The following is a 25,278-nucleotide window of genomic DNA, read 5'->3' on the forward strand; positions in this document are numbered from 1 at the left end:
AAAATTGAAACATTAAGAAGCAATTTAAGTTGTTAAGATTATGAAGATGAGATTGCTTTATCACTCCCGTTCCTCGTTATAACTAGTAACCCAGAATTTTCAGAATATCTTCAGGTTCCTGTTTTTCACGGAAAATTTCGTACTGAAGTTCTCCGTTTTCGTCTTTCTGGATCAGGACGTGTCTCGGCTGAGGCATCAGACAGTGGTGAACTCCACCATATCCTCCGATTGTTTCCTGATACGCTCCCGTATGGAAAAATCCGATATACAGAGGCTTTGTATCGCTGAAAACCGGCAGATAGATTGCATTCGTATGCTGTTCAGAATTATAATAATCATCCGAATCACAGGTTAGTCCTCCTAAGAATACTCTTTCATAAGTATCTTCCCATCTGTTCAATGGAAGCATGATAAAGTGTCTTGAAATTGCCCATGTATCAGGAAGTGTGGTCATGAATGAAGAATCAATCATATTCCACTTCTCTCTGTCATTCTGACGTTTCTGAGAGATGATTTTATAAAGGTTTGCACCGCTTTCCCCTACGGTAAAGCTTCCGAATTCCGTATAAATATTAGGTTCTTCTACTCCTTCTTCTTCACAGAACTTTTTGATCTGAGAAACGATTTCCTCTACCATATACTGATAGTCGTATTCAAAGTTTAAAGATGTTTTGATCGGGAAACCACCACCAATGTTCAGTGAATCCACTTCCGGGGCAATCTTCTTCAAACGTGCGTATACACGGAGACATTTATATAATTCGTTCCAGTAATAAGCTGTGTCTTTGATTCCTGTATTAATGAAGAAGTGAAGCATTTTCAGTCTTGCATTCGGATGCTCAGCGATTTTCTGGCTGTAGTAAGGGATAATATCTCTATACCCGATTCCTAATCTTGAGGTATAGAATTCAAATTTAGGCTCTTCCTCTGAAGCAATTCTGATCCCGATATCGAAAGTGGTATCTATACTTTCGGTAAGCTTATCCAGCTCACGGTAGTTATCCAGGATTGGGGTAATATTTTCAAAGCCACTGTTGATCATTTCTGAAATTTTCACCAGATAATCATCGGTTTTGAATCCATTACAAATGACTTCAATATTTTTATCTACTTTTCCTTTCTCATAAAGAGATTTTACAATGTCCATATCATATGCTGAAGAAGTTTCGATAGAGATATCGTTCTTAAGAGCTTCTTCAAGCACAAAATTGAAATGACTGGATTTTGTACAGTAGCAGTAGGTATAATTCTTTTTATATTCGGCTTTCTCAAAAGCTTCCTTAAACCAGCTTTTCGCCTTCTGGATATTTTGAGAAATTCTTGGCAGGTAGCTAATTTTTAGCGGGGTGCCAAATTTTTCAACGACTTCCATTAAAGGAACATCGTGAAATAACAAATTGTTCTCAGAAACATTAAATTCTTCCGTAGGAAAATATAATGTCTGATCAATAAGTTCCGAGTACTTTATTTTCATTTCTTGACAAGTGAATTACGAAATGCAAAATTGCTAAAAAAGTTTGATTTTTAAGCGTTAAATTTATTATAAATTTCAAAACAGGATCAGACAAAAACCTGAACAGATTATTAATTTGTAAACTTCTTAATGTATTCTTCCCTCTTATCTGCCGAAATTCCCAATACCTGTTGAATATAAGTGTCGGTGGAGCCATATTTCTTATTGATTTCATCAAAAGCTGCATCGAGATAAGCGATTTCTACCCAGCTCAGTTTTTCAAGGACCTTCACATCCATTCTGGGATATAGAAAATGTAGATTATTTGCTAGATTTAGTCTTTTCAGGACCAATTTCTCTCTGTAATTATTGGATAAAAGATAATCATTGTAAATTGTTTCTTTATCAAACTTTAGAATAGTCAGAATTAAAGCCGTTGTGATTCCTGTTCTGTCCTTTCCTGCGGTACAGTGATAGAGAACCGGCTGATCGGATTCCAGGATTTCAGTGATGATTTTTTTGATCACTTCCGGGTTTTCCGTTATATATTCACGGTAGAAATCAATCATTCTTTTATCAGCATCGGAACCATTAACTTTTCCTTTTAAAACAAGCTTTTTCGCTTTGGTCAGCTGGTCTCCCTCATCTTTAAAGGCTGAATATTTTTTATAAATGATGCCATCGGGAAGCTGATCCGGCTTATCAGATATTTCTTTTGAATTTCTAAGATCAATGACTTCTTTTATTCCCAGGCTTTGCATTTCTTTGAAGGATCTTTTCCTCAATTGGTGAAGATGACCACTTCTGTAAAATTTTCCTGCTTTTAAAGTTCTGCCTTCAATATTTTTAATATTCCCGACTGTTCTGAAATTGTATACTTTTTTGATTTCAATAGATTTCCCTGATTTATTTTTCCCATATTCAGGTTGGATAAAATCCTGTGTTTTACAGGAAAAAACACAAAATGCTGCGATAAGCAGAACCGATATCTTTATGAATTGTTTCAATATATTCCGGGATATTCTATTTCATTAATTCCTACAAAAAACAACAGATCTCCGGACTGATACTGAATGGAAACTTCATCTTCAACCGCAAAATTTCTTGTTCCTATTCTTGAAGTGATACTTAAATTCCCGTTGGTCAAAGGCCAGTTCAATCCTGTTGTTGTTATATTTTCAACCGACGGAAAAGGATACAATGAGATCATTCTATTCTTAACTCCTTTTATTTTAAAATTCTGCGGAACAAAATAATATTCAGAAAAATCATCATAGAATTTTATTCCCAACCGGTCTTTAAATGCATAAGCAACGGTAAGATTCCCTAAAAAATGATCCTGCTCGCCGCCACTTCCCCCGAAAACATCTACAGAAAGACATCCCCTTTCTAAAATAATTTCCAAAGCTTTATGAAAATCTGTTTTGTCCTGATCCAGGGTAAGAATAAATTTTTCCTGGTAAACATCTTCATCTGCTCCTGAATGGGAATCGAAATCACCGGAAATAAAATCCAGCTTGTCTAAAGGAAAACCCAACTGCTTCAGATAATGAAAAGCGCCATCCGTGCAGGCAATTAAGCCATACTGATCCGGGTTTGGAAAAGTTTTGGGATGGTCTCCGTTGATGAAAAGTAATGCTTTATCTTTCATTCGGATTCCAGTATTCTTCCGGTTTGTTGTTGATTTTTGAAATATATCTTGCTAAAACAAAAAGGTAATCAGAAAGCCTGTTCAGGTACTTGATGAGCTCTGGACGTACTTCTTCAGATTCATTCAGGAAAACCAGGGAACGTTCCGCTCTTCTGCAGATGGTTCTTGCAGCATGTAAAAATGTTGCAGATTTTCCACCACCGGGAAGAATAAAGTATTGAAGGGGCTCCAGCTTTTCTTCAAAGGCATCCATCCACTGCTCCAGCTCTTCGATCTCAGTGTCTGAAATAATCAGTGGCAGACGGGATTTTCCGTTGGCCAACATTAATTTATCAACCGGCGTTGCAGCTTCTGAGCCTACCGTAAACAGATCAAACTGAATTTTCTTCAACTGTTTTAGAACCTCTTCATCTTCAATATGACTTTTAGAAATACCAATGAATGAATTAAGCTCGTCTATATTTCCGTAGCTGTCCACTCTTGCACTGGCTTTGGAAACTCTTGTTCCGCCGTATAATGCAGTCTGACCTTTATCTCCTGTCTTTGTATAAATTTTCATACTACTAAAGTACTTTTTTTTGTACAATGTAAAAAGTAAAATGTAGTAATAACTTCCTATTCTATCTGAAAAAATGATTAACTGACATTAGGAATTAATGTCAGTTAATATTTGTACATGTGGGTTTTTATATCTTTTGAGATTGCTTCCTCTTTGGTAAGCATGACAAAGCAAACGCCAATTCCTTTATTTATAGATTAAAAAGTATAATTAACATTGAGCTGAAAAGTTGTTCCGTTAAATCCGAACTGATTCACCTCCCAAGGATATTTGAACCTTCCTCCAAGATCTGTTACTACATCGCCTTTGCTGTCTATTACATCCGGATAAATATTAAATAAATTATTTACGACTCCGGAAACTTTAAGATCTTTGGTGATTTTATACGTTAAAACGATGTCAGTAATTACTTTACCGGAAAATGTCTGATCTTTGACAGGATCAGTTGCATGCTGCCATGTAACAGAACCAAAATAAGTATTATTAAGGTTAAAGTTAAACTTTGAAATGTCATACGAAAGACTAAGAATAGTTTTTGTTTTTGGCCTTGCAGAGGTAATTCTAGATTGTTCTTTTCTATCAAAAAAGTTTTCCGAGTAATCATTTTCAGCCAAAATAGGCGGAACGGCAATATTATCTACTATTTTAGTTTCGTTATAATTGAAAGCAGCAATAACTCCCAATCTTCCTTTGCCAATAGCGGAAGTATAATAATTAGCTACGAAATCTATCCCCTCAGTAACTGTATTTACAGCATTAGTGAAAAACTTTAAGGAGGTTATTTTATTATTGTCTAATATTACTTCCACAGGGTTTGTTATATCCGGACTACCCGGAGCACCGGTTTTGTAACCAATATCTCCTGAGAAAAGTACCCGGTCTTTAATTTTTATTCTATAATAATCTGCTGTAATCGTCAGGTTTTTAAAAGGTTTTACGGCAAATCCCCCAGTAATGTTAAAGGCTTTTTCAGCATTTAATTTTTGTACCCCAAGATCTGATCTTACAATTTGAGAGTCATTGTTAAAAGTACCCTGATTAGCTACCGTATTCCCTGTAATTTTGGTTTGAACATTGGAATAATAAATCTGGTGTAATGAAGGTGCCCGAAATCCTGTAGAAACAGACCCACGGAAAACTAATTTATCATCTAACAACTTGTATCTTGCATTTCCTTTCCAGGAAACATTATTTCCAAAATCACTGAAATTTTCATATCTCACAGTTCCTCCAAGTAACAGGTTTTTCGTAACATCCCATTCAGCATTCATATAAGCTCCAATATTCTGACGATTTTTATTGACTTCATTTTGAGACTGCAGTCCTGGAAACGATTCTGCACCACTTCCTATATAAGATGCCTCTTCTCCTGCCTTCGCCTGATAGTTTTCATTACGTACTTCAACACCAGCTCCTAAAACAAATGCACCAAAATTTCGGTTGATGTCTATATTTCCTATAATATTACTAAACTGATGACCACCTGCTTTAAAACGGGTTGGTGAATTTGCTCCCAAAGACGTATTAATCGTGTTTCCTACAACATAATCTACTGCATTAGAGCCAAAAGTTGCACTCCCATCAAAACTCCATTTTCCAAACATTCCCTTCCACCCGGAGGTTAAATTATAATCATAAACATCCGTTTTAAATTCCGGCTGAAATCCATTATAAGGTTGCCCTTTTGGAGTTAATAAACCAAAATCTGAAGTTACCCAATAGGGTGTTCTATACAAGCCAAAACTAGTTCCATTCCTGTAAGTTGTACCACCAAAAGCATAAAACTTGCCTGTTTCACCTGTTGGCAATTCAAAATTTACAAACATATTAGCAACTTTTGTCTCCGGCTGCCCTATAATCATTCCTAAACCAGGATTAGCCTGCGTCCAGGCATTATCAACACCAAAAAGTTCATCTTTTGTAACAGAACCTGCACGGTTAGTTTTATTTTGGGAAGAATATCCCAATGTAAGGTTCAAACTTCCATTTTTTGCAACTCTGATTCCTGTATTAAAATCTGCTCCGATATTAAAGCCGTCTCCTTCTGAAGTAATACCTGAAAAAAGATTGACTGTACTTTTTCCAACGCTGTTCTTAAGAATAATATTGATCACTCCTGCAATAGCATCAGAGCCATATTGTGCAGATGCACCATCTCTCAATACCTCTACATTCTGTAAGGCCGCAGATGGAATACTTTTCAGATCCGTACCTACCTCACCTTTTCCCGGCGTATCATTTACATATATTAAAGCGCTTTGATTTTTTCTTTTACCATTAACCAAAACTAATGTTCTGGAAGGCCCTAATCCTCTTAAATCTGCCGGATCAAAATGAGCCGTTGCATCAGAAACGGTTTGCTGTGATGAATTAAAAGATGGTACCGAGTACGTCAAAGCTTTATCAAAAGTAATTTGTCCTGTGGATTTTAGCTGTACTGCCGAAATATTATCAATAGGAATTGCTGATGTAATTATGGTTCTAGGTTTAGTTCTACCTGTAGTAACCACAACTTCATCTATACTATTTTCTTTTACACCTTCCTGAGCATATACCATAGTACCCGCTCCGCTTAATACTAATACACAGATTTTTTTATTAAATAATTTTCTTTTCATATATTGTTAATAATTTAATAAATCTAGTAAAAATATCAATATTAAACACAAAAAATAAAAATATAATAAAAATCCCTTTCCCAACTTATGCAAAACATATTATTCTGTAAAAATTAAGAATTGATTTACAAAACATTAAGTAGCTTATTAATAATCTGAAAAAGAAATAGTAATAACTTCCTATTCTGTCTGAAAAAGTGATTAGTAGACATAAGAAATAAAAATGATTTCATCCCTGCTAATACGTAGTTTTCAACAGATTGAGATTGCTTCGCGAATGGCTCGCAATGACTGTGTACAAAAAATGACCGGAAAAATCCGGTCACTTACAAATTATTTATTTACCTCTACATATTGTATGACGGTCTGGTTTTTGGGGTTATAGATTATTGTACTGTTGTTGGGAAACCTTTTCAGCTTATAATATTCTATATTTTTATCGTTTTTGATATCCTCCAGGAAACTGGTATCAATAGTATTTTCAGGAAGGAATTTTGAGACAAAACTTATTTTGTCAATGATGCTTTGTCCGTCTATTTTACGGGCTGTTTTGTCTGATTTGTTTTCGTCGGAAGAAGGCTGCTTTTCCAGAAAGGGAAGCAGTACTGCGATATCGGATTTATATTTGAAAATATAGCCTTCGGAACCGTTAGGAAATTTAAATTTCTTTCCGGTCTCTTCTGAAACTACAGGCTTTCCATCATCGGGAAATACCTGGCTGAACTTTACATCCTGGGAATTCGTTAAAGAATTAATTGATTCACTGACTGTTTTCTTTACTGTTTCTTCAACTGCCTGCTGAGCTTTCTGCTGTACAGTTTCAGTAGTTTTCTGAACAGTCTGGTCGATTTTTTCTTCGATTTTATTACATGACAGTAATAAAAGAGCTGGAATAACAGGTAAAATATACTTCTTCATTTTAAAATTCTAATAGGGATCAATTTTTTTTACCCATACATTTTCTCTCTAACGGAAAAACAGGTATAGATATTTTAAAAAAGAAATAAAATATTTTTTTAATATCAAAAATCCTACTGACAAACTGTTGTCATAATGCTGTCATACCTTTGTATCAACAATAACAAACTAAACAATACAATTATGACAACTACAGCAACAGCCACAAAACAGTTCATGACATCCGATCAATTATTAGAGCACTGGCAAGGACACAGAAATCTGACAAGAAGAGTAATAGAAGCTTTTCCTGAAAAAGAATTATTTGAATTCTCTGTAGGAGGCATGAGACCTTTCGCAAAGCTGGCAGTAGAACTGATCAGTATCGGAGGATCTGCTTTGAAAGGAATAGTTGATAAAAACATGGAAGCTTACAATGAGGAAGGATTCAACCCAAAAACAAAAGAAGATATCCTGAAAAAATGGGATGAAGAAACAGAAGTGATCAACCACTATTTCAGCCTGATTACTGAAGAGCGTTTCCAGGAAACCTTCAATTTATTCGGACAGTATGAATTCCCGGTATATCAGAATATTCTTTATTTCGTGGATAATGAAATTCATCACCGCGGACAGGGTTATACCTATCTGAGAGCATTAGGAATTGAACCTCCTTTTTTTTGGGAGAGATTTTAGGATCATTAATGCCTTTATTTAGACTGAAAATGATAATTCAATCCAGGCAAAAAGATGAAACAGCAGAATCAAAATTATTCAAATTATCCATTCATTAAGTATAGACACCCCGATTTTGTTGTTTCTGATTTTTGTCATTCAGTTGAAGTGAAATTTTTTATTCAGATGATATAAATTTCTAAAACTCGGGCTTCACGAATGTGAAGCCCGAGCTTATGTTTTTCATTCCAAACTTTTTGAAATATTTTCCACCAAATTTCTGAGCTTTGTTTTTAATGATTCCGGCTCCAAAATAGTTGCATAATCTGCAAAAGTGATCAGCCACCTCGGAAAACCTTCATCTATCCATTCTGTATCAAAGATCATTTCCATTCCATTTTCCGTTTTCGTTTCTTCAATAAACCCATAATATCTCCTGGAATTTACGATATGTCCTATTATTTTTTTCTCAACTAAAAGCCTGACCCTGGTTTTCTCTCCGCTTGAATACCTTCTGTAATCATTGATCTGTCCATATTCCTGGGAAAAAGGGTTCTGGGTTTTGAAAATCTGCAAAATCCTGTCAACACGAAACTGCCTGAAATCTTTTCTCATGGTACAGAAAGCCATAATGTACCAATAATTGAATTCAAAGAAAATACCAACAGCTTCAATGGTTCTGTTCGTTACCCGGGAATCAACTGTTTTATATTCAATAATCAGCTGTGTTTTATCTGCAATACTTTCCAGAATGGTGGGTATCACATTTTTGATCGTATCATTTGTCTGTGGATGGTGATTATAAACATCGATCTGTTTTTCAATATTCAGGATCAGATTTTTATCTGAATTCCGAAGCACAGAGCGGACTTTCTCCATGGCCATCTGGTAATGGCTTCCAAGGCTTTGGTGAGAAAATTTCTGCATCAGTTTTTCCGCAGTGATGAAGCTCAATACCTCTTCTTTTGTAAACATAATGGGCGGAAGCTTATAACCGTCCATCAGGGAATAGCCGTTTCCCGCTTCTCCTATAATGGGAATTCCGGCATTTTCCAGCGTTTTCACATCCCGGTAGATCGTACGGATGCTGACATCAAATTTTGCAGCAAGGTCCTGTGCCCTTACGGTCGGTTTTGACTGTAATTGTGTGAGAATAGCCGTTACTCTGTCGAGTTTTTTAAGATAGTGATCGTTCATATTGTTATGGCAAATCTATCAATCTTTTTTGGTGTACAGAATATAAATTTAGGTGCTTTTTTATTATATTTAATTTCTTTATAAGCAATATTGTTGAATATGAATTCTCCCCGTTTCACTCAAACCATTGAAAGTATTATAAAACCGGAACAATCTGTAATGGAAGCTCTGACATCAAATTTAGAAGCAAAAACTTACAGAAAAGGTGACTTTCTTTTAAAAGGAGATGAAACCTGCAGGTATTTTTATTTTCTTGAGAAAGGTCTGGTAAAGCTATTTTTTGATAACGGAGATAAAGATTTTATCATGACTTTTTTTGCAGAAAATTCTTTTTTCACAGAACTGAACGGTTTTCTGACGGGCAGTGCTTCAAAATATATGATCGTTGCACTGGAGCCATGTGAAGTTTTGCGCATACACAAAAATGTTATTGAGGAACTTTGTAAGAAATACCATACGGCGGAAACACTTTTCAGTAAACTGTATTCAAAAGCTCCGATCAATATGATGGGACGGATCAGCGAAATGCTTGAGGACGACGGTAAAAAACGATACAACAATTTTCTGAAGCAAAGACCTGATCTTATCCAGCGAATCAGTCTTGGGGACATGGCAGATTATATTGGGATCACCCAGGTTTCTTTAAGCCGGATCAGAGCACAGAAATAGTTTTTTATCAAATGTTAAAAAATTCCGGAAAATTCCGGTCTACATTTGTTTCATAATTAATCAAAAAACCAATTATTATGTCACAAAGAATCAATGCATTTGCAATGGGAAACAAAGCTGTAAACGCCCTCCACAATATGGGGTTTCAGGTACAGCATTCATCACTCGACAGTTCATTTCTGGAGCTTCTGTATTTCCGTGTTTCACAGATAAACGGATGTGCTTTCTGCCTGGATATGCACTCCAAGGAATTAAGAGCCAAAGGTGAAACTGAACAACGAATTTTTCTGGTAAGCGCATGGAGAGAATGCTCTTTTTACACAGACAGAGAAAAAGCCGGATTGCTTTGGGCTGAAAGTTTAACCTCTTTAAATGGTAAAGAAATCCCTGACGAAATTTATTCGGAAGTCAGCAGATATTTTTCTGAAACTGAAATACTGGATCTTACCATGGCTGTGATTGCAATCAACAGTTATAATAGAATCAACATTGCCTTTGGAGCGGATGTAGGTGCTTATCAGGTTGCTGAAAAAGCACAGTAAATTGATTGTATTTTTTTAACGCAAAGTTTTATGGTGAGAACTTTTAAATATGGAGTCTTACCATAAAATCTTGCGTTTAATCTCTATTTAAGCCCTCAAAAGTTTACCATGGAAAATATATATTCTCTCGCTGATTGAGCAGATTTGGCAGATTCATTAATTAAAATATGCGGAGCCTGTATGGTCTGCGAGAAATAAAAAGCATAAGATCAGTTATCTTTAAAAGAATTTACCAGCTTATCCAGATTCAAACTTCTAGCCGAGGCATCGAAAATCTCACGGTATGTTCCATTCATCTGAACCAGCTCATCATGTGTTCCGCTTTCCACTACCCTTCCTTTTTTCATCACATAAATAGTGTCAGAATCCAGGATCTGCGACAGTGAATGAGAGATAATAACCACGGTACGGCCTTCTTTGATGGCATCCAATGAATTTTTGATCTGTTCAGTAGCAATAGCATCCAGACTGGCAGTTGGTTCATCCAGGAAAATAATAGGTGGATCTTTCAGGAATAATCTGGCAATGGCAATTCTCTGCTGCTGGCCACCGGAAAGCTGGGTAGCATCGTGCTGATAACCATCCGGAAGATCCAGAATCTGATCATGAAGATAGGCTTTTTTTGACGCTGCCTGAATTTCCTCGAAACTGGCATTCATGTCACCATATCGGATATTGTCTTCAATGCTTCCCTGAAAAATATGATTTTTCTGTAATACCAGACCAAGATCGTCTCTCAGGAAGGTATTGTCAAAATTATTTAAATTGACTCCATCCAGTAATATTTCTCCGGAATCCGGAAGGTAAAATTTACAGAGAAGATTAATCACCGTTGATTTTCCGGCCCCACTCAACCCTACTAATGCAGTAGTTTTTCCGTTCTCTATTTTCATGGATACGTCATGCAGGGCTTTTGTTCCGTTCGGATAGCTGAAATCTACATTTCTTAATTCAAAATTCCCCTTGATCTCCTTTTCTATAAAAGTTCCGTTCGGTTCTTTCTCATCGTCTGCATTAAGGATTTCAAAATAGCCTTCAGCATAGATCATGGCGTCGTTCATATCGTCATAAATCCTATGCAGCTGGCGTATAGGTGCCGATATATTATTGAACAGCATGATATGCAGCATGATCGCCCCAATAGTCATCTGCTGATCCAGCACCAGATAAACAGTCAAAAGAATAATTAAAACCACACCGAACTGCTCGATGAATGTTTTTAAACCATCATAAATAAAGTTGGTTTTTCTAGTGAACATCTGGCTTTCCATCAGCTCCATCTGCAGGTCGTACTGTTTTTTTCCTTCAAATTTTTCACGGACAAAGCTTTTGATCACCATAATAGAATTGATCAGGTTCAAAAGCCCTGAAGTTTTTCTCTCCCTTTGATTTCTAAGCTGGCGGCGAACTCCTCCAAGCTTTTTTGCCTGTAGTGAACTTATATAAAAATAAATAGGGACAATGATCGTAGAAACCATCCCTACATATACATTCTGCATATACATGATGATCAGGGCAATAATGGCATTGGAAAAAAGCGGCAGTATATCGATGAAAAAATTCTGTACCAGCCTTGTTAAACTTTCTATTCCGCGGTCTATCCTGATCTGTAATTTCCCGGATTCATGATTCTCATCATTGAAATAGGCCACCCGGTACATTAGTATTTTATCAATAGCTGACTGAGCCAGAACAGAGCTTACATTAATCCTTATTTTTTCACCATAAAATTTCTGTCCGAAATTGATAAAGATATTCAGCAGTTCTTTTCCAAGCAAAATAATGGAAATCACCACCAGAATATGAATACCCTCAGACATCGGATGCGGAAGATGGGTAAGCTCTGTTACCTCATCCACCGTATATTTTAATACAATAGGATTGACCTGTGCTGCGAGAGCTCCTAAAAAAGTGAGAAAGAGCGTCCCGTAAATCATCAAACGGTAAGGTTTTATAAATGGAACGAGCTGTTTGTAGATCCCGAATAAAGTAACTGTTCTGTTAAAGGGTTTTGCCATAGGAGTTATTTTAACTAAAAAACGTACCGTTTCCGAGAGAAAAGGTACGTTTTATTCTATTTTTCAGCAAATGCTTTTATTACAGATGTGATTTTTATCCCTCGTAAAAATAGGTTGTGAGGTAATGCAGCTCTGGTTTGCTGGCAGCTTTGGATTCAGCCTGCGCCTGCTCCAGAGGATATTGAGAAGTCAGTTCTTTTCTTTGGAAAACGAATGAATTATTAGCATTTTTATCTACTACATCATTGAAAATATGTTCGATCTCAGAATTGGCAAGCGATGCGAAGCTGATGTCTTCAAATCCGTACATCAGTCTCAGATCGTCATACTGTCCAAAGTTATCATCTACAAATCCCTGCAGCTGCGCTTTCGAATCGAAGTTACCTGCCCAGATATTATAAATGTACTTTTTCTTTTTCGGTTTGTCTAAAATACTCTGGTACACAAAGTTCTCACCAAGATAGGCCTCTCTTACCTGCGGATCATTGGCAAGATCTTCCGGAAGCCCTTCTTTCAGGATTTTTCCTTCAAACATGATGTATGTTTTATTGGTGATGGCTAAGGTTTGCTGTACGTTGTGGTCCGTGATCAGGATTCCGATATTTTTATCTACCAGGCTTCTTACAATTTTCTGGATATCTTCCACCGCAATGGGGTCTACTCCGGCAAAAGGCTCATCGAGAAGAATAAAGTTAGGGCTTGTGGCCAGGCAGCGTGCAATTTCGGTTCTACGTCTTTCCCCTCCCGAAAGAAGGTCTCCTCTGTTTTTACGTACGTGCTGCAGTGAAAACTCTTCAATCAGCTCATCACATTTAATCTGCTGCTCACGCCTTGAAAGCTTTGTAAGCTGCAAAACACCCATAATATTGTCTTCTACAGACAGCTTTCTGAAAACTGAAGCTTCCTGTGCCAGATACCCGATTCCTTTTTGAGCACGGCGATACATGGCATCGGTAGTGATCTCCTGTTTATCCAGGAAAATTTTCCCTGAAGTAGGCTTAACCAGTCCTACGATCATGTAAAACGAAGTGGTTTTTCCTGCTCCGTTGGGACCAAGCAAACCAACAATTTCTCCCTGTTGAACCTGTACAGAAACGCCTTTTACTACTTTTTTAGGACCGTATTCTTTGATTAAGTTTTCTCCTCGTAAAATCATAGGAGCAAAGATAAAGTTTTTTTGAATTCAAATTTTAGATTATGAAATGTACCTGTCGTTTTTAAGCGAATAATCTTAATTTTTATATTGTTTATAGGTCAGGCCTTATAGAACTCCGAATCTCCTCAGCATGAAAACATTAGTGAAAGTAATTATTTAAACTGCTATTCTGTAACTCTTAAGGGTTTTATCCGACGTATTGAGAAATCATTTTACTCATCACAAATAAATTAACAATGGAAAATTACGGTTATACAAAAACAGAAGGTACCCAGAATCAAAATCAGCAGAATAATGTTCCTTACCGTTCGGAAAAGAAAATTCCGGCAGCAATACTGGGAATTCTCGTAGGCTGGCTGGCGTTGAATAAATTCTATCTTGGCTATACGAAAGAAGGTGTAATTCAGCTTGTCCTTAATATTGTCACTTTAGGAGCAGCCTCTATTATTCCTTTTATTGAAGGGATTCTATACCTGTTCATGAGCGATAAGCAGTTTGATGATACTTATGTTTACGGAAGAAAAGGCTGGTTGTAAGAATTATTTTATTTCATAATTTTATACGACCAAACCAAGAATTAAAATAATATGGAAAGTAATCAAGACCTGACAGATCTTCTTGCGCTGGATCTGGGTATTAATATTGTCGACAGAAGACCTTATGCCAAGGAAGTTTTCAAATGGCAGGATATGGATCTTCTTCCCCATTCATCCACAGATACACTGCTTTGTGAGATTTTCGAATGGAACGGGAGAAACTGGCGAACTACAGGAAACAACCTTATCGGATACCTGTTTTCGGGGGATGCTCTTAATACAGTAAAGGAGCAACTGATTAATACGCCTAAGCATCCTGCACTGATCCCTGATTTTGAATTCACAAAAGAGAGCATGGTTGAATACGGCCTGTCGCTTCCGTCTTTATTCAATATCGGGGTGAACGGAAATATTAAAAACGCCAAAAGCTTTTCAGTGAGAGTAAACGGCGTAACCAAATCCCGAGTTACCAACATTGATTCTCCCGGAATTGAGATTCTGAAAAATTATTCTCTATTTACACAAAGTAAATCTAAAACCTATAGAAAGAATATTAAGTTCAATTATCTGAGCACTTCCCTGTTTTATGCTGAAAGTGTAGAAATCTTCCTTGAAAAAGAATCGGGAGTGGGGTTAGATGTGAGTTTTCAGACACAGAATGTAGAAGTGGATGCTAAAATAAATACGGATACCAAGAAACATTTTGTTTTGAAATACTCCGGAAACCAGGCTCCTTTTGCAGCAAAATTCACAAAAGGAAAAGATTTCAATATTATGTAACAAATTACTATTTAGTTATTTGTCAATAATAGAATCTGCCCCTGAAATACAAATTAGGGGCAGTTTATTTTGTTCAGTAATTATTTTATTTATTCAGAATCATTGCTGCTTCTTTCGCAAAATAAGTAAAAATCATATCTGCTCCTGCTCTTTTGAAACATGTCAGGCTTTCAATAATAGTTTTATCATTATCCAGCCAACCATTCTGTGCAGCTGCTTTTACCATGGCATATTCTCCACTCACGTTGTAAACTGCTATGGGAAGATCAATAGCTTCACGGACTTTAGCAACAATGTCCAGATAAGGAAGTCCCGGTTTGATCATGATAATATCGGCTCCTTCATCAATATCTTTGAATACTTCGTTCAGCGCTTCACGGGAATTGTGGAAATCCATCTGGTAGGTTTTTTTATCTTTCGGAATTTCCATATTATCTTTCGGGGCACTGTCCAGGGCACTTCTGAAAGGTCCATAGAAGGAGCTTGCATATTTTGCTGAATAGCTAAGGATTCCTACATCGATAAATCCGCTTTCCTCTAAAGCTTCACGAATTGCCAGTACTCTTCCGTCCATCATATCACTTGGCGCCACAATATCAGCTCCGGCTTCAGCATGAGATACGGACATTCTTGCCAGTGCATCATTGGTAGCATCATTCACGATCTTTCCGTTTTCAATAATCCCATCATGACCGTAGATCGAATAAGGATCTAAAGCGACATCAGGCATCACAATCATTTCCGGAACTGCATCTTTGATGGCTTTGATCGTCTGCTGCATCAGCCCGTCTTTGTTCCAGGCTTCTTTTCCTGTATTGTCTTTCAAATGTTCTGACACTTTCATGTACAGATTGACAGATTTTACACCCAAAGAAAATAACTCTTTACATTCTTTTACCGTTAAATCTATACTCCTCCTGAAAATCCCCGGCATCGACGGTATCGCTTCCTGTTGGTTTTCGCCCTCCATTACGAAAATCGGCATTACAAAATCATCAGTTGTAAGACTATTTTCTCTTACTAAACTTCTGATAGATTCATTAACTCTAAGTCTTCTATTTCTTGAATGTATCATTTTGGAATACTTTTTGAATAAGTTTCTACAAATTTACTACAACTTATATAAAAAACTATTGTATAGAATTGTAGAATTGTTTATTTTTGTTTTAATACATTCGAGAAATTATAATTTGATGAAAAAACTTTTACTTTTATTTCTATTTACGGGCGCTTTCGTTGGTTTTTCCAACAATATGCAGGCACAGCTGAGAGAGCCGGGTTCCATCACACAGAAGTCTGATGACGGTGTATTGGTAGCATATCCAAATCCTGCAAAAGATTTCCTTTTGATCAAAGCAAAAGATTCTGCATTAAAGATCAAGAGTGTTACCTTTTATTCAATTTTAGGAACGCAGGTAGCCAATTACTCTGTCAACATGAATTCCGGAGAAATCAATATTGAAAAACTGAAACCCGGGAAATATCTGATTCGCTATATTTTAAGCGATAATACCCAAAAGGTTACTCAAATTGTAAAACAATAAAATTAAATCCTGATAATCATCAGGATTTTTTCTTTTGCATCAGTTCTGCCTTAATATTTCCGTAACTTTAAGGACTTTTTTATACTCATTGTTAAAAACAATTTAATGCTTAAAGCTGAACATATCAGAAAGACCTATAGTGCCGGGAAGAAAGTAGCATTGGATGATTTCAGCATCCATGTACCACAAGGCAGTATTTATGGTCTTCTAGGCCCGAATGGAGCGGGGAAAACTTCCTTCATCCGTATTATCAATCAAATTACCCAAGCCGATTCCGGAGATGTATTCATTAATGGAAATAAGCTTAATCCCAGCCACATCAGAGACATTGGTTATATGCCTGAAGAAAGAGGACTGTATAAGAACATGAGCGTGGGCGATCAGATCCTTTATTTCGGGGAACTGAAAGGAATGAGTAAGAATGATGCTCTGAACGAAGCCAAGAAGTGGTTTGAAAAACTGAACATCGACCAGTGGTGGAAAAAGAAACTTTCGGAACTTTCGAAAGGGATGGCACAGAAGATCCAGTTTGTAGTTACGGTTCTTCACCGCCCGCATCTTCTGATCCTTGATGAGCCCTTTTCGGGTTTTGATCCGGTAAATGCCAACTTAATTAAAGACCAGATCATTGATCTTAAAAATAATGGAACTACGATCATTCTTTCTACCCACAGAATGGAAAGTGTCGAGGAAATGTGTGATTACGTAGCGCTGATCAACAATTCTAAAAAAATTATTGACGGAAGAGTTTTTGATGTAAGAGAAAAATTTAAGAAGAATATTTTTGGAGTCACTCTTTCTGAAGTAGATGAAATAAAATTTGAGAATTTCAAAAACAGCTATGATATTTTTAATTTCTCTAATGAAAACAATATGGTTTCTTTCGATCTGAAAAATGAAAGCAGGCAAAATGATATTCTTCTGGACCTTGTCAACGTAGGAAAAGTAAGATCATTCGACGAAAGAATTCCGAGCATGAATGAAGTGTTTATTAATGCTGTAAGTAACCATTCTTAATTTTTTATGAACAATATTTTTTTAATTACAAAAAGGGAGTTTCTTACGCAGGTTAAGAAAAAATCCTTCATTATATTAACATTGCTGGCTCCTCTTTTACTGGTTGGGTTTGGAGCAGTGATCGGATTAATGTTTAAAGCCAACGAATCCCACAGCATTATTGAGGTTGTGGATAAAAGCGGGCTTTTCAAAGACAAGCTAAAATCTAATGACAAGCTGAATTATGTATTTGTTTCTGCAGCGGATGAGAAAGCTAAGATCAATAACCTGAAGGATAATGAATCTCTGGATGGCATCCTGATCCTTCCCGAATTGAAAGATCATGACTATACCGGACTTGAAAATAGTACAAGACTCGTCGTGAATGTCAAAATGGGCCTTGATACGAAACAGAAGATCGTTTCTGATATTACGGATGTGATCAAAAAGGAAAAAATCAAGCAGCTCGGTATTGAAGAAGCCCAACTGAACAGCCTTGACAAAGGTTTTACTTTAAAAACCATTAATGTTTCTGATAATAATAAGGAAGATTCTGATCTTGCTTTTGGGGTAAAAAGCGGTTTAAGCATCCTTTTGATGTATGTAACTTTCATGTTCATTATTATCTATGGAGTAAGGGTTATGAGAAGTGTTCTTGAGGAGAAAAACAACCGTGTGGTAGAGATCATTATTTCATCTGTGAAGCCGTTTGAGCTGATGATGGGTAAGATATTAGGGGTAACACTGGTTGCTTTGACGCAATTCCTGATCTGGATCTCCATGTCTGTTATAGGTGCATTGGTTTTAAATACCGGATTTTCTTCTTTCCAAAAGAACATTCCGGGAGGCAATGAGGAGATTGCCAGTAAGCTGGATATTGCCCAGATCGCAACACAGGTTTCACACAGTTTACTGGAACTGAATTTCCCACTGATCATTTTTGTATTCATCGTATTTTTTCTTTTGGGATATATTTTTTACAGTTCCATTTATGCAGCCATTGGCTCTGCAGTAGATAATGAAACTGAGACCCAGCAGTTCACCTTATTTGCTATTTTACCGCTTACCTTAGGAATGTATGGCAGCTTTTCCCTGATGAACAATCCTGACGGTCCGTTGGGCTTCTGGCTGTCTATTATCCCGTTTACCTCTCCGGTTGCCATGATTGCGAGAATACCTTTCGGCGTTCCTGCGTGGCAGATTGCTTTGTCTATTGTATTATTGCTGGGAACTACCATTCTTATGATATTCCTTGCCGGAAAAATCTATCGTGTAGGGATTTTGATGTATGGGAATAAAGCGACTTTAAAGGAGATCTGGAAGTGGATCAGAGGTTAATAAACTCATAGATGGAAGTCTGAAGAAGGAAGATGGAAGTTTACCGGAAGTGATTCCGGTTGTTCTTGGTATACTCAATAACTTTTCTCTTCCAACTAACTTTATACTTCTATTAAAAACAAAAATCCCGGAAATTTTAATTTCTGGGATTTTTTATCATTGAATAACGAGTTATTCTATTTGAAGATATAGCTTAAGCTGAGGCTGATCACCTGCTCGGACTTTTTCTTATCAGAACCTCCTTTTTCTTTTGCAAGATCAGGATAAGTATCTGAAAGACCTAAGTCATATTTAAGAGCTACTTCCAGCTGTCTTTTATAGCTATAACCAACTCCTAATCCTAAAGCAAGGTTAAAGCTTGATGCTTTTCCACTTACTGACGGATATAGAGGATCGGTAACATCCGGATCATAATATGGTCTACTTATAGGAGCATTTTTAACATTCTGACTCATCAAAAAGTTAAATCTTGGTCCTATCATTCCAAAGAATTCTGATTCTGCTTCAGAAAAATATCCTTTAAAATAGATAGGTACGCTCAGATAATTGTTACCATATACTGCATCATAACCATCTTTTCCTTTAGCATCTTTATCTTTTCCGGTTTCTCCTGCACCGTAATACACGACTTCGGGCTGTATAAAGAACTGGTTAGCTTTTCCTACCGGGATAAGAGCTAAAGCTCCACCCTGGAACGCGAATCTTGGACCAGAAGGGTTATGGGCATTTCTTACTCTGGAGTAATTACCTCCTGCCGTGACACCAAATCTTGTATTTGCAAAATCAATTTGGGCAAACGACAGAGTTGAAAGGGCCAATGCTGAGGTTAATAAAAGTTTTTTCATATGTTTTGTTTTTGTATGTCTTATCCTAGAACTTTAGCAACTGTAACACCGATATCTGCAGGAGAATCTACAACATTGATTCCGTTTTCTCTCATAATCTGCATTTTTGCCTGAGCAGTATCTTCATCACCACCTACAATAGCACCAGCATGTCCCATAGTTCTTCCTTTAGGAGCAGTCTGTCCGGCAATAAATCCTACAACCGGCTTAGTAGATCCGCTGGCTTTATACCATCTTGCAGCTTCAGCTTCCAATCCACCACCAATCTCACCGATCATTACTACCGCTTCAGTTTCAGGGTCATTAATGAATAGTTCCAAAGCTTCTCTTGTAGTAGTACCAATGATTGGATCACCCCCAATACCGATTGCTGTAGAAACACCGTAACCAGCTTTTACAACCTGATCAGCAGCTTCGTAAGTAAGGGTACCTGATTTTGAAACGATACCTACTTTACCTTTTTTGAAAACGAATCCTGGCATAATACCAATTTTAGCTTCTTCAGAAGTAATGATTCCCGGACAGTTTGGACCGATTAATCTGCAGTCTCTGTCAGCGATGTAAGATTTTACTTTCACCATATCCGCTACAGGAATACCTTCAGTAATACATACGATAACTTTGATACCTGCCTCAGCAGCCTCCATGATCGCATCAGCAGCGAATGCAGGTGGTACGAAAATGATACTTACATTGGCTCCAGCTTTTTGAACGGCATCAGCTACTGTATTGAATACAGGCTTTCCTAAATGCTCAGATCCTCCTTTTCCCGGAGTAACTCCTCCCACTACATTGGTTCCGTATTCAATCATCTGGCCCGCATGGAAAGTACCTTCGTTCCCTGTAAATCCTTGTACAATTACTTTAGAATCTTTGTTTACTAAAATTGACATTTTATTGATGTTTTAATTTATTTAAATATTTTATTAATGCTCACAAATTTACTTATTTTTCTTTGATTTTAGACAAAACCAAGTGAATAGTTTATTTGAGATTTCTCAGCTTTACTTCTTTTTTCAAATAGCCTTTGAAATCTTCTGCAAACATCCCAATATAGGTTCCTTTTTTAAGATCTCTGTTGACTCCTGTTTTACCAAGAATAACAGATCCGCTTTCAATTTTATTTCCGGAAGCGATGCCTACCTGTCCCCAAAGTGTTACTTCATCTCCTATAATACAACAGCCTGCAATTCCCACCTGTGATGCAATGAGACATTTTTTTCCGATAACGGTGTCGTGTCCTATCTGAATCTGGTTATCTAAAACAGAACCCTCCCCGATTACGGTAGAATCCGTAACGCCTCTGTCTATCGTACAACCATTTCCAATTTCTACATTGTTTTCGATGACTACATTTCCAACCGAAATAAGACGGTCAAAATTTCCATTCAGCTTTCTGTAATAAAATGCATCACCTCCTAAAACCGTGTTTGACTGAATGACAACATTATCACCAATTACCGTTCTGTCTCCAATAACAACGTTTGGAAAAATTAAAGTATTTTTTCCGATCACAACATTATTTCCGATAACAGCCGTACGATGGATCTTTGTTCCCTCTCCGATTTCTACGTCGTGAAGCTCCTCAGTGAAATTATATATTCTTGTAAAGTGGGTATTGATCTTATTAAAATCTCTGAAAGGATCATCAGAAACCAGAAGTGCTTTTCCTTCCGGACATTCTACCTTTTTGTCGATCAGAATAATCGTTGCTGCAGAATTTAATGCTTTATCATAATATTTCGGGTGGTTGACAAAAACAATGTCACCCGGCTTAACCATATGAATCTCATTGGTTCCCAAGACTTCAAAGTCTTCAGGGCCAACAAATTCTGAGCCTATTAAATCGGCAATAGTTTTGAGCTTTTGTGGAGAATGGAATCTCATAACAATTGGTTTTCTTATAAAAACAAAATTCGGACTGCTGATGCAAACCGAATTGATGTAAATTTTATTATTATTTTACTCTTTCTAAGTAGCTGCCGTCTTCTGTACTTACTTTAATTTTGTCTCCCGGCTCGATGAATAGAGGAACCATCACTCTGGCTCCGGTTTCAACGATTGCGTTCTTAAGAGCATTGGTAGCTGTATTTCCTTTTACTCCCGGATCAGCTTCAACAACTTCCAGGTAAACAGACTGAGGAAGTTCAGCAGAAAGCGGCGTTTCGTCAGCTTCTTTCAGAATGATCGTTACTTCTTCTCCTGCTTTCATGAACTGTGAATTTTCAATCATTTCTTTGTTCAAATATAATTGAGAGAAATCATCATTATTCATAAAGTGGAATCCGTTCTCATCATCATAGAGATACTGGAACTTTCTGGTGATTACTTTTACTTCGTCAATTTTATGTCCTGCAGAGAAAGTATTATCAATCACTTTCCCGTTAGTTACTGACTTTAATTTTGTTCTTACGAAAGCAGGTCCTTTCCCCGGTTTTACGTGAAGAAATTCTATTACTTTAAAAATATCGTTACTGTACTCAATGCAAAGTCCTTTTCTGATATCGTTGCTTGTTGCCATTAATTTATGTTATCTTTTATTTTAGTTTTTTACTTCAGGTAAAGTATTAATTACTTTCCTTGGTTGTTCCGTATCCTTTTACAATACCTCTTGGTGAGTTTTGGATAAACTGAAGGATTTCATCTCTTTCAGCAGTTGGAAGCATTTCTTTTTCAATGTAAGTTACAGCCTGAGAAACGTTCATTTTCATTTGGAAAATTGTTCTGTAGATCTTTTGGATCTCAAAAATTTTCTCATTAGTAAACCCTCTTCTTCTCAAACCAACCGAGTTGATTCCTGCATAAGACATAGGCTCTCTTGCTACTTTTACATAGGGCGGAATATCTTTTCTTACCAGAGTTCCTCCGGAAATCATTACATGTTTCCCGATTTTACCGAACTGATGCACAGCACTAAGACCTCCCATTACAGTATAGTCTCCAATTTCTACATGTCCTGCAATACCGCAACCGTTTACAATGATAACATGATCTCCGATCACACAATCATGTGCAATATGAGAAGTTGCCATGATAAGGCAGTTTTTACCGATTTTAGTAAATCCGAGAGCTTTTGTTCCCCTGTTTACGGTAACGCATTCTCTGATTGTTGTTTCATCACCGATAATTACCTGGGTATCTTCACCATCAAACTTTAAATCCTGAGGAATTGCAGAAATTACCGTTCCCGGAAAAATTCTGCAGTTTTTACCTATTCTGGCTCCATCCATGATGGTAACATTAGGACCAATCCAAGTTCCTTCTCCGATCTCCACGTCCCCTGCAATTGTAGTAAACGGTTCTACAATAACGTTTTTGCTGATTTTTGCACGTTTATCTACGGCGGCTAATTGATGAATCATTTAATCAACTTTATTTTTTGCAACTTGAGCCATTAACTCTGCTTCTACAGCCACTGTGTCTCCCACATATCCGTATCCCTGCATATGTACAATTCCTCTTCTGATAGGCTCTATGAGTTCAATTTTGAAAATCATTGTATCTCCGGGAACTACTTTTCTCTTGAATTTTACTTTATCTATTTTAATAAAATAAGTGGAGTAATTTTCAGGATCCGGAACGCTGGCCAATACAAGGATACCTCCTGTCTGTGCCAAAGCTTCCACTTGTAATACTCCTGGCATTACAGGCTCTTTGGGGAAATGTCCTACAAAGAAAGGCTCATTCATGGTAACATTTTTCAGGCCTACTACGTGGGAATCTGAAAGTTCAAGAATTTTATCGATCAATAAGAACGGTGGTCTGTGCGGCATAAGACGCATAATTCCGTTGATATCAAAAACCGGTTCTTTGGTTAAATCAAAATCCGGAACATTTTTTTTCTTTTGCAATTTCCACTGTCGGTTCAGTTTTTTCGCAAACTGGGTGTTCACATAGTGTCCCGGTTTGTTCGCAATTACTTTACCTTTTATTTTTACACCAGCCAATGCCAAATCGCCAATTACATCGAGTAATTTGTGTCTTGCAGCTTCGTTGGGATAGTTTAACGTAAGATTATCAAGAATACCATTCGGTCTGATAGAAACGTTATCTTTTCCGAATGCTTTTTTCAATTTTTCTGTGGTGTCAGGTGTAAGATCTTTATCCACATATACAATAGCGTTTGAGATATCTCCGCCTCTGATCAAACCGTGATCTAAAAGCATTTCCAATTCATGCAAAAAGCTGAATGTTCTTGCAGAAGAGATCTCGTCTTTAAATTCTGAAATATTTTTAAGGGTAGCATTTTGAGTTCCCAAAACTTTAGTTCCAAAATCTACCATAGTAGTCACTTCATAGGTATCCGAAGGAATAATGGTAATTTCTGATCCCGATGCAGGGTCTGCATAGCTCAGCACTTCTTTGATGACCAGGTATTCTCTGGCAATACCCTGTTCTGCAATTCCTACACTTTCAATAGCTTCTACAAAGAATTTGGAAGATCCATCTAAAATTGGCGGCTCGGAGGCATCCATTTCAAGAATGGCATTATCAATATCACACCCCACTAATGCAGCCAAAAGGTGCTCACAAGTAGTAATTTTTACACCTAATTTCTCTAATGTTGTTCCTCTTTCTGTCGCTACTACATAATTAACATCAGCTTCTACCTGAGGATGTCCCTCCAGATCTGTTCTTACGAACACAAAACCTGTATTTTCTTTAGCTGGTTTAATGGTAAGTTTTACTTCTTTACCTGTATGAAGGCCAATTCCAGAAAGTGTTACTTCTTTCTGGAGTGTTTTTTGCATATCACTCATTAGTTTTATCTTTTGAGATATCCTCAAGATTATTTATTCTCTTTACAATTTCAGTGAAATTTCTGAAATGGACATAATTTCTAAGATAGTCATTGTAGCTTATCGCCGGGGACCCATACAATGTTTCTTTATCATTAACACTGGAATTCACGCCACTCTGAGCCTGAATTTTCACCTGGTTCCCAATTTTAATATGGCCAACTACTCCTACCTGTCCACCGATCTGATTCCAGTCTCCAATTGTAGTAGATCCTGCAATTCCGGCCTGTGCCGCAATAACGTTATTCTGCCCGATCTTCACATTATGTGCGATCTGGATCAGGTTATCGATCTTTGTTCCTTTTCCGATAATGGTAGACCCTATTGTAGCTCTGTCGATGCTGCAGTTTGAACCGATCTCTACATCGTCTTCGATAATCACGTTTCCTAGCTGAGGAATTTTTTTGAATCCTTCTGCAGTAGGCTGAAAGCCGAATCCGTCGCCACCTACAACCGTATTGGAATGGATCACACAATTGTCTCCGATAATACAGTAGTCATAGATTCTGGCGCCGCTGTCGATTTTACAGTTTTTACCAATCTTAACTCCTTTCCCAATATAGACCTGCGGATAGATCTGAGAACCTTCTCCAATCTTAGCTTTCTCCGAAACATAAGTAAATGCTCCGATATAGGCCTTTTCTCCAATTACTGCAGTCTCATGAATAGAAGAACCGGTTTCGATTCCCTCTTTTCTTCCCTGCATTTCCTGGTACAGATTCATTAAAACCTGGAAAGAAAGGTAGGCATCCTTTACAACAATTAAGGTAGGATTATAATCAACTTTATCTATAAGTTTTTCCGAAACAATAATAACGGAGCATTTTGAGGTATTTAAAAAATGTGAAAATCGATCCTGTGCTATAAAAGAAAGATGTCCTGATTCACCATTCTCAATTGGTGAAACCCCTGTAATAACCGTACTTTCGTCGCCTATTATTTGTCCGTCAATAAAACTTGCAATTTGCGAAGCTGTAAATTCCATATTCTGCAAAGATAAGAAAT

At 37.1% G+C, this 25,278-nt stretch carries 24 protein-coding genes and 1 pseudogene; 8 read left to right on the plus strand and 17 right to left on the minus strand.

The genetic code is table 11. From position 1 onward, the window contains the following. Nucleotides 1-82: 82 nt before the first annotated feature. From LC418_RS16825 to LC418_RS16850, 6 genes are all read right to left on the minus strand, one after another. Nucleotides 83-1,474, minus strand: coding sequence for a type III PLP-dependent enzyme domain-containing protein (locus LC418_RS16825; RefSeq protein WP_111956668.1), 1,392 nt, complete (start codon nt 1,472-1,474; stop codon nt 83-85). A gap of 110 nt (nt 1,475-1,584) precedes the next feature. Next, nucleotides 1,585-2,460 (minus strand): tyrosine-protein phosphatase, encoded by an 876-nt coding sequence (locus LC418_RS16830; RefSeq protein WP_223559996.1) that lies wholly within the window; start codon nt 2,458-2,460, stop codon nt 1,585-1,587. Further along, nucleotides 2,457-3,104: a thiamine diphosphokinase gene (locus LC418_RS16835; RefSeq protein ID WP_111956664.1), complete on the minus strand. Its 648-nt coding sequence runs from the start codon at nt 3,102-3,104 to the stop codon at nt 2,457-2,459. The genes LC418_RS16830 and LC418_RS16835 overlap by 4 nt, the downstream gene beginning before the upstream one ends. After that, on the minus strand, nt 3,094-3,663 hold the full coding sequence (locus tag LC418_RS16840) for a cob(I)yrinic acid a,c-diamide adenosyltransferase (RefSeq protein ID WP_223559997.1): 570 nt from the start codon (nt 3,661-3,663) through the stop codon (nt 3,094-3,096). Before LC418_RS16840 ends, LC418_RS16835 begins: the two co-directional genes overlap by 11 nt. A gap of 197 nt (nt 3,664-3,860) precedes the next feature. Then, nucleotides 3,861-6,281, minus strand: a complete 2,421-nt coding sequence (locus LC418_RS16845) for a TonB-dependent receptor plug domain-containing protein (protein WP_223559998.1) — start codon at nt 6,279-6,281, stop codon at nt 3,861-3,863. 333 nt (nt 6,282-6,614) lie between these two features. Beyond that, nucleotides 6,615-7,199 carry a hypothetical protein gene (locus LC418_RS16850; protein ID WP_111956658.1) on the minus strand — a complete coding sequence of 195 codons (585 nt, stop codon included), beginning with the start codon at nt 7,197-7,199 and terminating at the stop codon, nt 6,615-6,617. Nucleotides 7,200-7,382: 183 nt separating this feature from the next. Between LC418_RS16850 and LC418_RS16855 the strand changes: the two genes are divergently transcribed. Beyond that, nucleotides 7,383-7,874 (plus strand): DinB family protein, encoded by a 492-nt coding sequence (locus LC418_RS16855; protein ID WP_111956656.1) that lies wholly within the window; start codon nt 7,383-7,385, stop codon nt 7,872-7,874. Nucleotides 7,875-8,096: 222 nt separating this feature from the next. Here LC418_RS16855 and LC418_RS16860 read toward each other — a convergent pair whose 3' ends face one another. Next, the gene (locus LC418_RS16860; protein WP_223559999.1) at nt 8,097-9,050 is read right to left on the minus strand and encodes a helix-turn-helix transcriptional regulator; all 954 of its coding nucleotides are present in this window, start codon (nt 9,048-9,050) and stop codon (nt 8,097-8,099) included. A gap of 99 nt (nt 9,051-9,149) precedes the next feature. Here LC418_RS16860 and LC418_RS16865 point away from each other — a divergent pair, with 99 nt between their 5' ends. Together LC418_RS16865 and LC418_RS16870 are read left to right on the plus strand one after the other, a co-directional pair. Beyond that, entirely contained in the window at nt 9,150-9,719 is a 570-nt protein-coding gene (locus LC418_RS16865) for a Crp/Fnr family transcriptional regulator (protein ID WP_111956652.1), read from the plus strand. A gap of 77 nt (nt 9,720-9,796) precedes the next feature. Next, nucleotides 9,797-10,261 carry a carboxymuconolactone decarboxylase family protein gene (locus LC418_RS16870; protein WP_223560000.1) on the plus strand — a complete coding sequence of 155 codons (465 nt, stop codon included), beginning with the start codon at nt 9,797-9,799 and terminating at the stop codon, nt 10,259-10,261. A gap of 209 nt (nt 10,262-10,470) precedes the next feature. Here the strand turns inward: LC418_RS16870 and LC418_RS16875 are convergent, their stop codons facing one another. Beyond that, nucleotides 10,471-12,198 carry an ABC transporter ATP-binding protein gene (locus tag LC418_RS16875; protein WP_111956906.1) on the minus strand — a complete coding sequence of 576 codons (1,728 nt, stop codon included), beginning with the start codon at nt 12,196-12,198 and terminating at the stop codon, nt 10,471-10,473. A 511-nt stretch (nt 12,199-12,709) separates the two neighbouring features. Further along, a pseudogene (gene lptB, locus LC418_RS16880) lies at nt 12,710-13,435 on the minus strand (LPS export ABC transporter ATP-binding protein); the annotation flags it as partial. 236 nt (nt 13,436-13,671) lie between these two features. Here lptB and LC418_RS16885 point away from each other — a divergent pair. Continuing rightward, entirely contained in the window at nt 13,672-13,971 is a 300-nt protein-coding gene (locus LC418_RS16885; RefSeq protein ID WP_111956646.1) for a TM2 domain-containing protein, read from the plus strand. A gap of 51 nt (nt 13,972-14,022) precedes the next feature. Next, nucleotides 14,023-14,751, plus strand: coding sequence for a hypothetical protein (locus LC418_RS16890; RefSeq protein WP_223560002.1), 729 nt, complete (start codon nt 14,023-14,025; stop codon nt 14,749-14,751). 85 nt (nt 14,752-14,836) lie between these two features. On the opposite strand, the gene hemB is transcribed toward LC418_RS16890, so the two are convergent. Then, the gene (hemB, locus tag LC418_RS16895; protein WP_223560003.1) at nt 14,837-15,826 is read right to left on the minus strand and encodes a porphobilinogen synthase; all 990 of its coding nucleotides are present in this window, start codon (nt 15,824-15,826) and stop codon (nt 14,837-14,839) included. 118 nt (nt 15,827-15,944) lie between these two features. Between hemB and LC418_RS16900 the strand changes: the two genes are divergently transcribed. The 3 genes from LC418_RS16900 (at nt 15,945) to LC418_RS16910 (ending at nt 18,629) form a co-directional block, all read left to right on the plus strand. After that, nucleotides 15,945-16,295 (plus strand): T9SS type A sorting domain-containing protein, encoded by a 351-nt coding sequence (locus LC418_RS16900; RefSeq protein WP_111956638.1) that lies wholly within the window; start codon nt 15,945-15,947, stop codon nt 16,293-16,295. A 105-nt stretch (nt 16,296-16,400) separates the two neighbouring features. Then, entirely contained in the window at nt 16,401-17,312 is a 912-nt protein-coding gene (locus LC418_RS16905; RefSeq protein WP_223560004.1) for an ABC transporter ATP-binding protein, read from the plus strand. A gap of 6 nt (nt 17,313-17,318) precedes the next feature. Continuing rightward, nucleotides 17,319-18,629, plus strand: a complete 1,311-nt coding sequence (locus LC418_RS16910) for an ABC transporter permease (RefSeq protein ID WP_223560005.1) — start codon at nt 17,319-17,321, stop codon at nt 18,627-18,629. 176 nt (nt 18,630-18,805) lie between these two features. Here LC418_RS16910 and LC418_RS16915 read toward each other — a convergent pair whose 3' ends face one another. The 7 genes from LC418_RS16915 to lpxD all read right to left on the minus strand — a co-directional run bounded on the left by LC418_RS16915 (nt 18,806) and on the right by lpxD (nt 25,258). Then, nucleotides 18,806-19,474 (minus strand): porin family protein, encoded by a 669-nt coding sequence (locus LC418_RS16915; RefSeq protein ID WP_111956632.1) that lies wholly within the window; start codon nt 19,472-19,474, stop codon nt 18,806-18,808. 20 nt (nt 19,475-19,494) lie between these two features. Continuing rightward, a complete protein-coding gene (gene sucD / locus LC418_RS16920; protein WP_111956630.1) occupies nt 19,495-20,367 on the minus strand; it encodes a succinate--CoA ligase subunit alpha in 873 nt (290 codons plus the stop codon). Between the two features lie 91 nt (nt 20,368-20,458). Next, the gene (locus LC418_RS16925; protein WP_223560006.1) at nt 20,459-21,361 is read right to left on the minus strand and encodes a UDP-3-O-(3-hydroxymyristoyl)glucosamine N-acyltransferase; all 903 of its coding nucleotides are present in this window, start codon (nt 21,359-21,361) and stop codon (nt 20,459-20,461) included. 70 nt (nt 21,362-21,431) lie between these two features. After that, on the minus strand, nt 21,432-21,995 hold the full coding sequence (gene efp / locus LC418_RS16930; protein WP_040997887.1) for an elongation factor P: 564 nt from the start codon (nt 21,993-21,995) through the stop codon (nt 21,432-21,434). Nucleotides 21,996-22,041: 46 nt separating this feature from the next. Then, on the minus strand, nt 22,042-22,836 hold the full coding sequence (lpxA, locus tag LC418_RS16935) for an acyl-ACP--UDP-N-acetylglucosamine O-acyltransferase (RefSeq protein ID WP_111956625.1): 795 nt from the start codon (nt 22,834-22,836) through the stop codon (nt 22,042-22,044). Continuing rightward, nucleotides 22,837-24,234 (minus strand): bifunctional UDP-3-O-[3-hydroxymyristoyl] N-acetylglucosamine deacetylase/3-hydroxyacyl-ACP dehydratase, encoded by a 1,398-nt coding sequence (locus tag LC418_RS16940; protein ID WP_111956623.1) that lies wholly within the window; start codon nt 24,232-24,234, stop codon nt 22,837-22,839. After that, the gene (gene lpxD, locus LC418_RS16945; protein WP_111956620.1) at nt 24,227-25,258 is read right to left on the minus strand and encodes a UDP-3-O-(3-hydroxymyristoyl)glucosamine N-acyltransferase; all 1,032 of its coding nucleotides are present in this window, start codon (nt 25,256-25,258) and stop codon (nt 24,227-24,229) included. The genes LC418_RS16940 and lpxD overlap by 8 nt, the downstream gene beginning before the upstream one ends. Between the last annotated feature and the right edge of the window lie 20 nt (nt 25,259-25,278).

Origin of the sequence: Chryseobacterium lathyri, from assembly GCF_019970085.1 — a bacterium.
Taxonomy (GTDB): Bacteria; Bacteroidota; Bacteroidia; order Flavobacteriales; family Weeksellaceae; genus Chryseobacterium; species Chryseobacterium lathyri.